This window comes from Bradyrhizobium jicamae (assembly GCF_001440395.1).
Taxonomy (GTDB): domain Bacteria; phylum Pseudomonadota; class Alphaproteobacteria; order Rhizobiales; family Xanthobacteraceae; genus Bradyrhizobium; species Bradyrhizobium jicamae.
The window spans coordinates 1-13,028 of record NZ_LLXZ01000127.1 but is presented as its reverse complement, the minus strand read 5'-3'; the positions used below and the strand labels follow the sequence as shown (position 1 = coordinate 13,028).

At 62.6% G+C, this 13,028-nt stretch carries 14 protein-coding genes and 2 tRNA genes; 9 read left to right on the top strand and 7 right to left on the bottom strand.

Translation table 11 applies throughout. The features are described from left to right. Positions 1-693: porin (locus tag CQ12_RS46475; RefSeq protein WP_245310042.1), on the top strand; the 693-nt coding region annotated here is incomplete at its 5' end. Between the two features lie 471 nt (positions 694-1,164). On the opposite strand, the gene CQ12_RS21140 is transcribed toward CQ12_RS46475, so the two are convergent. Together CQ12_RS21140 and CQ12_RS21135 are read right to left on the bottom strand one after the other, a co-directional pair. Then, positions 1,165-1,239, bottom strand: a tRNA-Thr gene (locus CQ12_RS21140). 170 nt (positions 1,240-1,409) lie between these two features. Then, complete coding sequence (locus CQ12_RS21135; protein ID WP_057837237.1) at positions 1,410-1,826, bottom strand: hypothetical protein; 417 nt, start codon at positions 1,824-1,826, stop codon at positions 1,410-1,412. A gap of 406 nt (positions 1,827-2,232) precedes the next feature. Between CQ12_RS21135 and CQ12_RS21125 the strand changes: the two genes are divergently transcribed. Further along, a complete protein-coding gene (locus tag CQ12_RS21125) occupies positions 2,233-2,928 on the top strand; it encodes a HoxN/HupN/NixA family nickel/cobalt transporter (protein WP_057837235.1) in 696 nt (231 codons plus the stop codon). A gap of 60 nt (positions 2,929-2,988) precedes the next feature. Next, positions 2,989-3,963, top strand: coding sequence for a tripartite tricarboxylate transporter substrate-binding protein (locus CQ12_RS21120; protein ID WP_057837234.1), 975 nt, complete (start codon positions 2,989-2,991; stop codon positions 3,961-3,963). 65 nt (positions 3,964-4,028) lie between these two features. Here CQ12_RS21120 and CQ12_RS21115 read toward each other — a convergent pair whose 3' ends face one another. Next, the gene (locus CQ12_RS21115; RefSeq protein WP_063799785.1) at positions 4,029-4,274 is read right to left on the bottom strand and encodes a hypothetical protein; all 246 of its coding nucleotides are present in this window, start codon (positions 4,272-4,274) and stop codon (positions 4,029-4,031) included. A 540-nt stretch (positions 4,275-4,814) separates the two neighbouring features. Here CQ12_RS21115 and CQ12_RS21105 point away from each other — a divergent pair. From CQ12_RS21105 to CQ12_RS21095, 3 genes are read left to right on the top strand one after another with little or no spacing between them, the layout of a single operon-like run. After that, on the top strand, positions 4,815-5,327 hold the full coding sequence (locus CQ12_RS21105) for an Mpo1 family 2-hydroxy fatty acid dioxygenase (RefSeq protein ID WP_057837232.1): 513 nt from the start codon (positions 4,815-4,817) through the stop codon (positions 5,325-5,327). A 34-nt stretch (positions 5,328-5,361) separates the two neighbouring features. Next, entirely contained in the window at positions 5,362-6,411 is a 1,050-nt protein-coding gene (locus CQ12_RS21100; RefSeq protein ID WP_063799784.1) for an NAD-dependent epimerase/dehydratase family protein, read from the top strand. Positions 6,412-6,438: 27 nt separating this feature from the next. Beyond that, entirely contained in the window at positions 6,439-7,065 is a 627-nt protein-coding gene (locus tag CQ12_RS21095) for a methyltransferase family protein (protein ID WP_057837278.1), read from the top strand. Between the two features lie 9 nt (positions 7,066-7,074). Here the strand turns inward: CQ12_RS21095 and CQ12_RS21090 are convergent, their stop codons facing one another. The 3 genes from CQ12_RS21090 to CQ12_RS21080 all read right to left on the bottom strand — a co-directional run bounded on the left by CQ12_RS21090 (position 7,075) and on the right by CQ12_RS21080 (position 10,733). Next, on the bottom strand, positions 7,075-7,788 hold the full coding sequence (locus CQ12_RS21090) for a LysM peptidoglycan-binding domain-containing protein (RefSeq protein ID WP_430642250.1): 714 nt from the start codon (positions 7,786-7,788) through the stop codon (positions 7,075-7,077). Between the two features lie 370 nt (positions 7,789-8,158). After that, positions 8,159-8,914, bottom strand: coding sequence for a hypothetical protein (locus CQ12_RS21085; protein ID WP_057837231.1), 756 nt, complete (start codon positions 8,912-8,914; stop codon positions 8,159-8,161). A 181-nt stretch (positions 8,915-9,095) separates the two neighbouring features. After that, positions 9,096-10,733 carry an alkaline phosphatase family protein gene (locus CQ12_RS21080; RefSeq protein WP_057837230.1) on the bottom strand — a complete coding sequence of 546 codons (1,638 nt, stop codon included), beginning with the start codon at positions 10,731-10,733 and terminating at the stop codon, positions 9,096-9,098. A 267-nt stretch (positions 10,734-11,000) separates the two neighbouring features. On the opposite strand from CQ12_RS21080, the gene CQ12_RS21075 reads away from it, so the two are divergent. Together CQ12_RS21075 and CQ12_RS21070 are read left to right on the top strand one after the other, a co-directional pair. Further along, the gene (locus CQ12_RS21075) at positions 11,001-11,447 is read left to right on the top strand and encodes a hypothetical protein (RefSeq protein WP_057837229.1); all 447 of its coding nucleotides are present in this window, start codon (positions 11,001-11,003) and stop codon (positions 11,445-11,447) included. Positions 11,448-11,485: 38 nt separating this feature from the next. Further along, a complete protein-coding gene (locus CQ12_RS21070) occupies positions 11,486-11,857 on the top strand; it encodes a hypothetical protein (protein ID WP_063799783.1) in 372 nt (123 codons plus the stop codon). A gap of 56 nt (positions 11,858-11,913) precedes the next feature. Here CQ12_RS21070 and rlmB read toward each other — a convergent pair whose 3' ends face one another. Further along, positions 11,914-12,741 carry a 23S rRNA (guanosine(2251)-2'-O)-methyltransferase RlmB gene (gene rlmB, locus CQ12_RS21065; protein ID WP_057837227.1) on the bottom strand — a complete coding sequence of 276 codons (828 nt, stop codon included), beginning with the start codon at positions 12,739-12,741 and terminating at the stop codon, positions 11,914-11,916. Positions 12,742-12,945: 204 nt separating this feature from the next. Between rlmB and CQ12_RS21060 the strand changes: the two genes are divergently transcribed. After that, a tRNA-Tyr gene (locus CQ12_RS21060) sits at positions 12,946-13,028 on the top strand.

Genomic DNA, 13,028 nt, shown 5'->3' with positions numbered 1-13,028 from the left:
GACAAGTGGGGCGGTGCTGTGACGGCTGCGTTGCAGATCAAGAACCTCCCGACCGGCGCAGGCGACGACATCAAGATCGACGCCACCTACGCCAAGGGTGCCACCAAGGCCGTGATCTCGACCAGCGGCGGCTCGCCGAACTTCGCGATGTACGGCAACACCGGCATTGCCAACGGCTACCAGAGCGTTGGCTTCGGCAACTCGGCTGACGGCGTCTTCCTGCCGGGCGCTGGCGGTACGGGCGGCATCATCCTGACCTCGGCTTGGGGTATCCGTGGTGCGTTCAACCACAACTGGGATCCCTACTGGTCGACCAGCCTCTGGGGCAGCTACGCCTCCGTCCGTTATGACGGCGGCACCAACGACAACATCAACGGTCTGGGCACCACCACTGCCAAGGGTGCATACTGCGCCATGTTCGCGGCAACCCACGGCGGTCAGGCTGCTGTCGGCAACAACGCTGGCAACTACACCTGTAACCCGGACTTCAACATTGCCCAGGTTGGTGTGGTCACCCGCTGGACTCCCGTCAAGAACCTGACGTTCTCGGCTGAAGTCGGCGCGTTCTTCCTCGACCAGAAGATGACGGGAAGCTCGACGTTCACGGCGACTGCTCCGAAGCCGACCGCTCTGTACGAGTTCAAGGACCAGAGCACTGTGTTCCTGAACGTTCGCGCTCAGCGTAACTTCTGATCCCGAAAGACTTGAAACACTCGGAGAATCCCCGGCAGGCAACTGCCGGGGATTTTTCTTTGGCTGATGGTCATCTTTGCAAGTGCCGGCCCGGCATCAATTGGCGCGCAGAGGGCAGAAGGAGATCGGCGGGTCCGTCAAACAAAGTCTGGAAACGATAAAGAATGAAAAAATGTGATTTACTCATGTAACTATATAATCTAATATGGTCCCACGGTAACCGGTCGCTAGCTGGCTGCCTGTTGATCCTGAGGGGGCCAAAACTCCTTCATGATAAACCTCCAAAACCTCCGGCAATGCCCTGCCGGAGGTTTTTACTTTTTCAGGACACCTGCATCCCGTGATTCGGAGCGTACCGCGCGAGCGGCGGCTTCTTCCCGGCAAGGAAAGCTCTGCTGTCGGGAGTGGGCGCAAGAACGCGAAGTGCTGCGTGCCTTGAGATTTGCGCCTGAAGCCTCGAGACTTGGGTCGTGGTGCCGGCTGAGGGGATTGAACCCCCGACCTTCGGTTTACAAAACCGCTGCTCTACCGCTGAGCTAAGCCGGCGAATTTGAAGCGATGGGCGAGCGTGAAATGGTTCACCGCTCTGGGTCCGATCTTCGCGGCTCGAATACCAGACTTGTCCGCAAAGGGCTAGAACCCCGCATTCACTCGCCGCTGGCCACGCATGAAAAAGGCGGCCCTTCAGCCGCCTTTCGTGCTCGATTCGGCTGGTTTCACTGGCAGATGTGCCTGCGGCCGTCCTCGCCGCGGAACCAGGTGCCGGGGGTGCAGACAAAGCCGTTGCGCCGGGCGTATTCGTCGCCGCCGATCGGGGCGGCGATGGCGGCCGGAGCGGTGGCAATCGCCGCCGCCGTGCCGACCGCACCGCCAACGACGCCGGCCGCGACATCGCCGGGCCAGAAGCCACTGTTGTCATGGCGGTTATAGCTGTTGCGCCAGACGCGGTCCTGATAGGCCTGACGCTGGTAGTAGCTGCCGCTATAAGGGCTTCCCGGCCCACGGTTCTGGCAGTTGGCGTTCGGATAGAACTGCGCGCAATAGCCGGGATTGTAGATGACCTGCTGCGCGAGGGCAGGGGTTGCCAGCGCGGAAGCGAAGATCGCGGCGGCCAGCACTCCATATCTTGTCATGGGGGATACTCCATTGCGGGGGACGCGAGCTAAGCGTGCATGCGCTTGATCGTTCCGCGGCAGGCGCGCGCGCCTTGTCAAACCAGCGTGATGCCGCGATTCGGCGTGAGATTTGCGATTTCGGTTGTGCGATCTCCACCGGCCGCCGACGGCGCGATCATCCGGGCCGCGCTCTACAACGAGCAGGCCGACCGCCGCTCCCGGGCGTCGATGAAAAGCCTGTTCGATGACGTCTTGACCTGACAAAGACTTCCGGCTGGTATTTCATGGCGTTTTCGAGCGAAGCCTGCCTCGGACTTGATCCGCGGGCGGGTTACCGGTGCGCGTGAAGAAGATGCGGGCAAAAATCCAAATGAGACGTCCGGCTTTGAGCCGGACTTCAACTGATAGAGCGAGCAGGGGGCGTATGTTCGGAGTTCTGGGGCTGGGGTTTTTGCTGGGCATGCAGCATGCGCTCGAAGCCGATCATATCGCTGCCGTCTCCAGCATTGCCGCGCGCCGCAGCCATGTCGCCGACATCGTCAAGCACGGGCTGACCTGGGGACTCGGCCACACGCTCACTCTGTTCGTCTTTGCCGGGATCGCCATCCTGCTCGGCCGCGCGATCCCGGACGACGTGGCCCGGCCGATGGAGACCGCCGTCGGCGTGATGCTGATCGGCCTCGGGGCGCATGTGCTGTGGCGGCTGTGGCGCGACCGCGTGCATTTCCACCGGCACGGCCATGACGACGGCACGGTGCATTTCCATGCCCATAGCCATGCTGGCGAAACCGCACCGCATGCGCGCGACGCCCACGCGCATGCCCATGGCTTTCGCTGGCGCACCCTGCTGGTCGGCTTGATGCACGGCATGGCGGGCTCGGCCGCGCTTCTGGTGCTCACGGTCGCGCAGGCTTCCAGCCCCGCCGCAGGCCTCGGCTACATCGCGCTGTTCGGGGTCGGCTCGATGATCGGTATGGGCGCGCTGTCGGCGGTGATCGCGGTGCCGCTTGTGGTCTCAGCCCGCTCGCTTACCTGGGCTAACCGCGGCCTGCAGGGAGCCGTCGGCCTTGCCACCGTCGCGATCGGAATCATGACGGTAGTCGAGACGGTGCTGGCCTGAGGCCGGCCCGTGTCGGCGTACAGGCCGGTGAACGAATTATAAGTGTTGGGAGGAGACAGGATGAAGCGCCGAGATTTTCTGGCCGGAAGCGCCGCATGTTTGTTTGCCGCGATGACGGGCAAGGTGTTCGCGCAGACAGGGCCGCTGACCAGGATCATCTTTCCGTTTGCGGCCGGCGGCGGCGGTGACGCGCTTTGCCGGCTGCTGGCGCAGCACATCGCGCCATTGCTCGACCGCAACATCATCGTCGAGAACCGCACCGGCGGCGACGGGCTGATCGGCATCAAGGCAGTGAAGGGGGCTCCTCCCGACGGCACCACCATCCTCGTGACCACGGGGCCGACGATGTATCTCTTGCCGATGGTCGAGACCACGCCGAGTTTCGATGCGGCAAAGGATTTCGTTCCGGTCAGCCAGCTCACGCGCTTCGAGTTCTGCGTGTTCGTCGGCACGGCGGTGCCTGCCGAGGTCAAGGACTTCAAGCAGTTCGTCGCCTGGCTGAAAGCCAATCCGGACAAGGCGACGTTCGGCGTGCCCAGCAACGGCACCATTCCGCACTTTACCGGCTCGCGGCTCGAGCAGGCGCTCGGCATCAAGCTGACCCGCGTGGCCTATCGCGGCAGCGCGCCGATCATCAACGACCTCGTCGGCGGCCACATGCCGTTCGCGATTTCCACGCTGACCGACGCCATCCCGCAGCATCGCGCCGGCAACGTCCGCATTCTCGCGGTCGGCAGCGCGGCGCGTTCGCCGTTCCTGCCGGAAGCGCCGACGCTGCGGGAGAGCGGTGTCGATCTGGTGGCGGATGCCTGGTACGGCATGTGGCTGCCGGCGGGCGCTTCGCCGGATTTTGCGAAAAAGCTGAGCGAGGCCGCCGCCGCCGCGCTCGCCAAGCTCGAGGTCAAGGAAAAGCTCGGCGCCATCGGCCTGATCCCGGTCGGCTCGACGCCGGAAGGCCTGACCAAGGAACTCGCCGCCAACACCGCCTTCTGGCAGCCGATCGTGAAAGAGACGGGCTACAAGATTACGAACTAGGAGATCGGCATCAGACCAAAAAATGGCCCCTCTGAAGGGGCCATTTTCACTGGTCGGCGTCTTCACTAGTCATCCCAGTAATGACGCCGGATGACGACGCCTCGGTCGCCATAATAGTTGCGGTGATACCATCCGCGATGCAGGCCGCGATCGTGTTGATAGAACCCGAAGCGGGGACCGCCGAAGTAACGGTCGCCGTAGTAATCCCGATCGCCACCCACATAGACGCCGAATCCGCCTGCGCTTGCGGCCGTGGGCGCACCGATGGCGACGGTCGCCAACGCGGCCAGCACGTATGAGAGCTTTCTCATTGTTCCTCTCCACTCGTTGTTACCGCGAGTAAAACGAATCCCGCCTTGGCCTGTTGCAGGGAACACCGAGAAACTTTCTTGAATGCATGTTCACCATCATGGCAATGAATGTTCATTGCACCTAGTGCCGCGATGCGCGCGGATCGCAGCGAGATCCGGCTCGGCGCAGTGAGCCAGCATCGGTTGCCTTACCTCGTCGCGTCGCCGAACGAGAGCGTGATCGGAATTGCGGCGGCGCCGCGTGGAATAGCGAGGCGGTCAGGGCTGCTCGCTGAACGGCCACACCTGCGGGAAATTATCGCAGTAGGCGCCGGTTCCCGAGGAATGTGGGTGCTAATCGCCTGAATTACTGCATGATTTGTCAATGCTGGTATTCGTGCGCGATGGGCCCCGAAACCTGCCGCGCGCTTTGACTTGATGATGATTCCCGAGTTTAGCTACCATTATTTCTCTGATGGGAGTTGGCCATCGAGGCAGGTGCGCCGGGGTTTCGGTTGACCCCATCTAGCGCATCTGCCGAGCGTAAAGGATAAGCACCGCATGGGTTCATATTTTCGGCGGCAGCTTGCGGATTACGTTGAATATCATCGTGACCCTTGGAACTGCGCGATGCATGTCTTCGGCATCGTGTTCCTGTTTCTGGCCGCAATCCTTCCGCTCAGCCTGTGGCCGATCACGGTATTCGGGATCCAGACCAGCGCGGCAAGCATTGCTGTCATACCGGTGCTCATCTATTGGTTCTTGCTCGACTTCGCGCTTGGCGCAGGAATCCTTGTGGCTGCGGTCGCGTTGCTCTCGGCCGCTGCCGTAATCGTTGGTCAAACGACGACTGTAGGCATGTGGTCACTTACGGCCATCCTGATTGTCATCGGCGTCGCATCGCAGATTATCGGACACCGCGTGTTCGAGGGGCGGCAGCCGGCGCTGGTCGACAATCCGACTCACCTGTTGCTGGGCCCAATGTTCGTCATGGCGAAGCTGTTTATCGCGTTGGGCTTTCGTCGCGATCTCGCCATCATTATCCAAGGGCAGCCGCAAGGTGCTGCATCTTGATCTCGAATCGTTCAGCTTGAGTGCACCCCGTAGCATGACGCGCATACTGGTCACAGGCGGTAGTGGATTTATCGGGAAGCATCTCGTCTCGGCGCTTGTCACGCGGGGGCAGCAGGTGAGGGTGCTCGATCTTCAGCCGCTTCCTCGCGCATTGGCGCAGGTTGAGCACGTCAGCGGATCGGTGCTTGATCGGGACCTGGTGGACCGCGCGATGGACGGGATCGAAGAGGTCTATCACCTGGCCGGCCTGCCGGGGATGTGGCTGCCACGGAAGGCCGATTTTCATACCGTCAATTTCGGCGGCACCGAGGTCGTGATTGAGACGGCGCGCAAGCGCGGCATCAAGCGCTTCCTGCACTGCTCGACGGAGTCCATTCTCTTCCGTGCTTCGCCATCGATGGCTCCCGTCGACGACGATGCATTCCTGCCGGACGACATGCCGGGTCCGTATACGCGCTCAAAAATGCTCGCCGACCGGTTCGCAATGCAGGCAGCCGCATCCGGATACCCGGTCGTCATCGGCTGTCCGACCATGCCGGTCGGGCCTTATGACCACAACGTTACCCCGCCGACGGCGATGCTCCGGTATTTCCTCAACCGCCGTCTTCAATTGCATCTTGATTTTGTGGTGAACCTCGTCGACGTGCGCGACGCCGCCGAAGGGCTGATCCTGGCCATGGAGCGCGGACGCGCCGGACATCGCTACGTGCTCGGTGGCGAAAGCATACCGCTGAGACGCGTTCTCGAGCTCATGGCGGAGGTCAGCGGCCGTCGCGTCCGGTGCATTCACGTGAACGGCAAGGTCGCCGAAATGGTCACGGCAACGCTGGAGTTCATCGCCGATTATGTGACGCGCCGGCCGCCGTCCGGCACGGCCGAGGGCGTTCGTATCGCAATGCGAGCAGGTGCCTTGTCGATCGAAAGAGCGCAACGAGAGCTGGGCTATGCGCCGGGTCCCGTCGAACCCGTATTGCGTGAAACCATTGCGCATCTGCTTGATGCCGGAAACAATCAACCCGAATGGGACTCAACGCCGAGCACTCGCTCTCGACCGTTTCATGTCGAGCGCCGGATCGGCGGCTGATCCAAACGCGCAAAGATGGTCCGCGACATGCTGAATGATCCCAGTCAATGGTTGGCTTTCGTCTTTAGTGGCTGGACCACGACGTGGCCCACACAGTTGCTCGCCATCATCTGGATCTTGTGGGTCATCAGTTGGGTCGCCGCATCGTTCTGGTCCGGGCAGACCAGGAAGAATGTGATGAGTTCGGACTCGCTCAAGTACCGCTCTCTCATTTACATGGGAGCAATTCTCTTCTTGCCGTTGACCGGAAAGGTCCTGGGGGAAAAGCCGCTCTGGCAGTTTGGCAGCGCTGGCATCTACGTGCTGGCGTGCCTTGTCCTTGTGGGGATCTCGTTCACCTGGTGGGGGAGAATTCATCTCGGGCGTTTCTGGTCGAACGCGATCACGCACAAGGAGGGCCATCAGGTCATTGATACCGGTCCCTATGGCATGGTGCGCCACCCGATCTATACGGGGCTGATTGCGGGGATGCTAGTGACAGGTATCGCGGTCGGAACCGTGACTGCGATACTCGGTGCGGCGCTGATCTCGCTCGGGATGGGGTTGAAGGCCCGGATGGAGGAGGGTTTCCTCACGGCAGAACTCGGCGCGGATGCCTATGGATCGTATTGCCGTCGCGTCCCGATGCTGATTCCGTTCCTGCGGCCCACCTGACGCCGCAATCTATCGTTTCGGTCGCGCCGCCGCCGGTGTCGCGGCAGGCGGCGTGAGACGGCGCGGAATCAGGACGCGCTGGCCAACTGCCAGCGGCGCACCGTCAGAATATTGATTGGCCTGGGTAAGCGACCACAGCGGCACGTGGTTGAGTGCCGCAAGCCGCTGCAAGGTGTCGCCCGAACGGGCGAGTTGCTGCGTCCCGCTGTCCCACAGCTCCAGTGGGGCATCGGGAGGAACGACGTAGCGCAGCGGCAGCGCCTCTCCCTTGGGCGGCAACGGCGTCGACGGAAGCTGTGTAATTGCCGTCACCAATTGCTCATGGACGGAATCCATCTTGTCGATGTTGATGTGGGTGACTTCCTCGTGCTGCTTCAAATCGAAGCTCGCGTAGTGCCCCTGATAACCCTGCTCGGCCACCACATCGCCGCCGCCCAATACGCTGTCGGACAGGAAAATGTTGATGAAGCGCTCGACGTTCAGCGGCACCTTCGGACTTGCGTGGGCTGGATCGACGGTGACCACCAGGCTTACCGAGATGTTTTCGGATTTCAGTATCCGGGCGAAGGTCAGGGCGCACAGTCCGCCCATCGAATGACCGATCAGGACGATCGGAGCGCCATTATCACGGTAATCGCGGATGGCCTGATCCGCGATCAGCCGGCAAATGGTGAATTCGTAGACGTCGGCCCGGATGCCGGCTTCCTGCAGGCGCTTGGTCAAGCGGTCCATCCCGCGCGAAAAGATCGGGCCGAGCGCGCCGCGGAACAGGTAGACGCGTGCTTGCGGCTGGATCGCGGCGGGGGGCGCGTCAGGAGCGACGGTTGCGACAGCCGTGGCCGTGCGCGCGACCGGATCGGCGACCGCAAGATTGCAAGCCGCCGACAAGATGCAGGCGGCAAGGGCCGTACGGATCATCTCCGCCGCAATCTGCGTCGGACTTCTCATTTACATTCCGCTCGCGATTTAGGCGTAAAGCTACGCCTGACCCTGAATGCCGGCGGGCCGCGCCACCCGGCGCTCTCGGGGGTGATCTATCGTCGAGGAATCGGCAGAATTTGCGGCATTCGTCGCTTCAGCGACGGCGCTTGTACTACTGGCGTACCGCCGCGGCGCGTGCCGTGCCTGATCCCACCGCATCTGCCGCTCCAGGCTGCCGCGGCTTCGGCGCCCTCGAAGCGGGTGCAGATCGGCCGAAGACGACAGCGTCGATCTCGCTGATCACCTTCCGCTGCATGATCTGGTTCTTTTCGATCGACATGTGCCCGACGCCGGGAACGCTCTGCACATTGATATTTTCGAGCTTGCCCTGGAACTGCGCGGTCTTCGCAACCGGCTCGCCATTGCCGTTGGCGATGTAGAAGTTGACGTAGCGTCCCACGCGCCCCGAGAGCTTGGTGCGGAACACCGAATCCAGGCCGATGGCCAGCTTCACGGGAGCGCCAAGCTGATCCAGCTTGGCGACCATGTCGGGCAGCGCAGTCGCGCCCGAGGAATGGCCGACCAGAATAATGGTCTTGATCCGGCCGCTCTTGTACGCGATCGCGGCTTCGTCGGCGAGCGACGACCACGAGGCGAAGTTCGCAACGGTGACCGGGATACCCTGCGCCCGCAATTGTGCCGCGATGTCGTCGAGCCCCAGCGAAAAGATATTGAGCACCCCGCGGAGCAGATAGACGTGGGCAGTTGAAGCTGCCGACGCGGAATTCGGCGCGGCAGGCGCGGAAGTTGCGCCGATCGGCAGGAGCAGCAAGGCCGCAATGGCGATCGCGTGCAGTCGCCGCCACGATGTCCGGCCGGAAAAGGGTGACCAGCCGACAGATCCGATATTGCCGCGATAGGGCTTCATTGCGCTCCTCGAAGGGTTGCAAGGTGTTCCGCGAGCGACCGTAGCGCCCGCGCGCTCGGAGCCGCAATAAACGTGGCATGAGCGGCCGCAATTTACCAACACGACGTGTCGCCGCCGCAACACCGAGGTTTCCTAGATGGTTTTGCCAGAATAAATAATTGGCGCGGGCGGGACCGGTCGCTCACGATTTCATCCCGATCCGCTCCCTGATCGCGCCGAGTTCCGCCTCGTCCCAGATGCCGATCAGCACGCCGTTCTTGACCTGTAATTGCTGGGCAGCATAGGCCGCGATCTTCGCGTTCGGCGTGGTGACGTGCATCTTCGCATGCAGCGCCCAGTCGAACAGTTCGGCTTGCAGGCGCGCCACGATGTCGGCGCAGGCAGGATCGGCGCCGCGGTCGACGAATTCCTGCGGATCGGTTTCGAGATCGTAGAGCATCGGCCGGAAGCCGGAGGCGTGGATGAATTTCCAGCGGCCGTCGAACACCATGAACAGGCGGCAGCGATCGATCGGCTGGTTCAGCATCACGCGGACGTCCTGCATGGCGTAATCGTATTCGGAGAACACCACCTTGCGCCAGTCGGCAGGCTTGTTGCCATGCAGGAGCGGCAGCAGCGAGCGTCCTTCCAGGATGTGATCCGGCGGCGTTGAGCCAAGATAGTCGAGGAAGGTTGGCGCCAGGTCGATCGCCTCGACCAGCGCGTCGCTCACCGTGCCGCGCGTAGCGTCGGCAGCGCTTGAGGGATCGATCACGATCAGCGGAATCTTGGCCGACTGTTCGTGGAACAGATCCTTCTCGCCCATCCAGTGGTCGCCGAGATAGTCGCCATGGTCGGAGGTGAACACGATCATGGTGCTGTCGAGCAGGTCGCGCGCTTCGAGGAATTGCATCAGCACGCCCATCTGGTCGTCGATCTGCTTGATCAGGCCCATATAGGTCGGAATGACTTTTTCGCGCGCCTCGTTGCGCGACATGTTGCGGGAGTAGCGCATGTCCATATAGGCGGCGAACACCGGATGCGCGTTGGCGCGTTCCTCCTGCGAGCGGATCACCGGCTGCACGTCCTGCGGCCCATACATGCTGGCGTAGGGCTCCGGCGCGATATAGGGCCAGTGCGGCTTGATGTAGGACAGATGCAGGCACCATGGCCTGCCGTCGCTCTCGGCTTCCGCGATGAATTCCATCGCGCGCTGCGTCATGTAGGGCGTCTCGGAATGTTCGTCGGGCACGCGCGCGGCCTTGTCGGCGTGAACCAGCAGCCAGCCATTTTGCAAGGACCCGTCATCGGCCGCGCCGGAATTGGCCCAGTGCTCCCAGGGATTGTCAGCGTCATAGCCATGCTGGCGCAGATAATTGTCGTAGGCCGGCCGTGGCCGTCCCGTCGGATGCAGGCCGTCGTCGCGCTCATAGGGCTCGAACCCGCATTCGGATACGTGCACGCCGATGATCGAGTCGGCGGGGATGCCGAGATTCTTCAGCCCCTCCAGGTCCGGCGCCATATGCGTCTTGCCGACCAGCACGTTGCGCACGCCGATCTTCTTTAAGTGATCGCCGAGTGTGGGCTCGCCGACGCGCAACGGCCAACCGTTCCAGTGCGAGCCGTGTGAGCGCATGTAGCGGCCGGTATAGAACGACATCCGTGACGGGCCGCAGATCGGCGACTGCACATAGGCGTTCCTGAACAACACGCCGCGCCTGGCCATCGCGTCGATGTTCGGCGTCTTCAGAACGGGGTGCCCGGTGCAGCCGAGATAGTCGTAGCGAAGCTGGTCGCACATGATCCAGAGCACGTTCTTCGCAGGCGTTTTGGTCGTCATCTCAGGCATTTCGGCTGGAGTCCGGAAGCAGTGGGAGAGGGCGGGATGGTGCGATATGTCAGCGCAAATGACAATCGAGAGCGCGGCCGATCTCCGGGGGCGGCCTTCCGATCCCCAGGCGTTAACGTTTGGATAGCGCCATTTCTCGCAATTGAGCGGCGCTACACGCTTTTGCGTTAGCCTTACCGGCAGTTTGGCCGGCCGCCTTAACCCTTGAAATGACGGGTTGGATTAAATTGGGACGTGAGGAAAACCGGGTCCCGAGCGATGCGCATTGGCGTCACACTGGCACTTTTCATCGCGACGACGTCGTCCGCCGTTGCCAACGGCGCCTTCGAGTTCGTGATTCCGGGCCGTCCTGGAGTTCCCATCATCATTAATGGCGTCGATGCCTCCTACGCGGTGGTCGAGGGCGAGTGGGGTCTGGGTCAGGGCAACCAGGTCCAGCCGACCATCTATGGTGGCCGCTATATCGATCCGGTCCCGCAGGTCGGTCGCTATTATCCGAGCGCCGGCCGCATGCCCGGCTATGGGCGCCTCGAAATCGAGCCGCCGGCCAACCGTCGGTTGCCGCAGCCGGCCGAAAGCTATCACCAGTCCTGGTCGGTGCAGTCCGCGCCGCTGCCGGCACAATCCAACGTGCCCGTCGATCCGCCCGAGATCATCTACGCGCCGCGGGATGATCGACGATGGCCGCACCGCCGTCCGCGCTGAGAAAATTACGACAACGAAAACTTCAACAGGAGAGAATAATGCGTCAGATACTTAAGGGATTGGTGGCGGCGGTGGCCGTCATGGCCGCAGCACCCGCGATGGCCTGCGGTTATTACGCCCCTTGCGGAGCGCCGGTCTATGTCGCCCCGGTCGCAGCCTATGGCTATGGCTATGGCTATGGCTACGGCTGCAACCCCTGCGGCGTCCGCGAGCGTCTGCCCGATCCGGAGCAGCAGTATTATTGGATCAATCAGGGCCCGACCTATTCCGGTCCCGGCAATTTCGCGCCGTATCCCGTTTATCGCGAAGGTTCGATCTCCGGCTACGGCTATGGCTACAACCGTCCGTATTATCGCGCAAACCGCTACGGCTATTATCGCGGTCAGCGCGTGCTGCGCCGCTACTACTGATCTGATCGTAGCTTGAAAGCTTCGACGCCCGTTCGCGTGCCGCGAGCGGGCGTTCCTTATTTCATCAGGCCCAACCTGACAGCGCCGATGTAGAGCGCCAGCACTGCGGCGTTCGACACGTTCAGGCTCTTGATCTCGCCGGGCATATCGAGCCGCGCCACCACGCGGCAGGTCTCGCGGGTCAGTTGCCGCAATCCCTTGCCTTCGGCGCCCAGCACCAATGCCAGCGGTTGCTGTAGCGCCACGGCGCCGAGGTCCTCGGTCCCCTCGCTGTCCAGCCCGACCGTCATGAAACCGCGGTCGTTCAACTCGGTCAGCGCGCGCGCAAGATTTTGCACCGTCACCAGCGGCACCAGTTCCAGCGCGCCCGAGGCGGATTTCGCCAGCACGCCGGTGGCCTCCGGGCTGTGCCGGGCCGTGGTGACGATCGCTTTCACCGCAAACGCCGCCGCCGACCGCATGATCGCGCCGACATTGTGCGGATCGGTGATCTGGTCGAGGACCAGCACGATGCCTTCTTGCGGCAGCGCATCGATATCGGGCGAGGGCAGGGGCTCGGCTTCAGCCAGCATGCCCTGATGTACCGCGTCGGGGCCGAGCCGCTGGTCGATCACGCTCGGCCGGACGATCTCGGGGAGAACGCGGGTGTCGATATTTTCGTCCGCCAGCCGCCGGGCGGCGTTTTCGGTCAGGAACAATTTTCGGATCTGCCGTTCCGGGTTGGCGAGGGCGGCCGAGACGGTGTGCCAGCCATAGAGAATCACGGGGCCGTCCGGGCTCGATTCCCGGTCGCGCCGGCCCGGCGGACGGGCGAATTTCCGCCCTTTTTCGAAGGGTTTGCCGCCGCCACGGCGGAACGGCGGCTTTCGGTCGCGATCGCTCATGCGACGCTTGTGTCACGGGGGCCCGAATATGGCAATTTGGCCCTCCGAAGCGCGTTTTTGGTGGTCCGCGTTGGTTGACTTTGCCACCCCCCTTCGCCCATAAACGCGCCGGCCGCAGCCGGTTCGATCCGCGCTTTCGGCCTCAGCGTCATCCATGGTCCGGTCCTCCGCCACTCGGGCGGCTGGTTCCTGACGCTGACGGACGGGGAAGTGTCCCGAGTGGCAAAGGGAGCTGACTGTAAATCAGCCGCCGTATGGCTTCGAAGGTTCGAGTCCTTCCTTCCCCA

What these genes read in the sequence shown, in the direction of transcription:
- CQ12_RS21135 (WP_057837237.1), bottom strand. Translation starts at nt 1,826, where the DNA reads ATGACAAGATATGGAGTGCTGGCCGCCGCGATCTTCGCTTCCGCGCTG.
- CQ12_RS21125 (WP_057837235.1), top strand. Translation starts at nt 2,233, where the DNA reads ATGTTCGGAGTTCTGGGGCTGGGGTTTTTGCTGGGCATGCAGCATGCG.
- CQ12_RS21120 (WP_057837234.1), top strand. Translation starts at nt 2,989, where the DNA reads ATGAAGCGCCGAGATTTTCTGGCCGGAAGCGCCGCATGTTTGTTTGCC.
- CQ12_RS21115 (WP_063799785.1), bottom strand. Translation starts at nt 4,274, where the DNA reads ATGAGAAAGCTCTCATACGTGCTGGCCGCGTTGGCGACCGTCGCCATC.
- CQ12_RS21105 (WP_057837232.1), top strand. Translation starts at nt 4,815, where the DNA reads ATGGGTTCATATTTTCGGCGGCAGCTTGCGGATTACGTTGAATATCAT.
- CQ12_RS21100 (WP_063799784.1), top strand. Translation starts at nt 5,362, where the DNA reads ATGACGCGCATACTGGTCACAGGCGGTAGTGGATTTATCGGGAAGCAT.
- CQ12_RS21095 (WP_057837278.1), top strand. Translation starts at nt 6,439, where the DNA reads ATGCTGAATGATCCCAGTCAATGGTTGGCTTTCGTCTTTAGTGGCTGG.
- CQ12_RS21085 (WP_057837231.1), bottom strand. Translation starts at nt 8,914, where the DNA reads ATGAAGCCCTATCGCGGCAATATCGGATCTGTCGGCTGGTCACCCTTT.
- CQ12_RS21080 (WP_057837230.1), bottom strand. Translation starts at nt 10,733, where the DNA reads ATGACGACCAAAACGCCTGCGAAGAACGTGCTCTGGATCATGTGCGAC.
- CQ12_RS21075 (WP_057837229.1), top strand. Translation starts at nt 11,001, where the DNA reads ATGCGCATTGGCGTCACACTGGCACTTTTCATCGCGACGACGTCGTCC.
- CQ12_RS21070 (WP_063799783.1), top strand. Translation starts at nt 11,486, where the DNA reads ATGCGTCAGATACTTAAGGGATTGGTGGCGGCGGTGGCCGTCATGGCC.
- rlmB (WP_057837227.1), bottom strand. Translation starts at nt 12,741, where the DNA reads ATGAGCGATCGCGACCGAAAGCCGCCGTTCCGCCGTGGCGGCGGCAAA.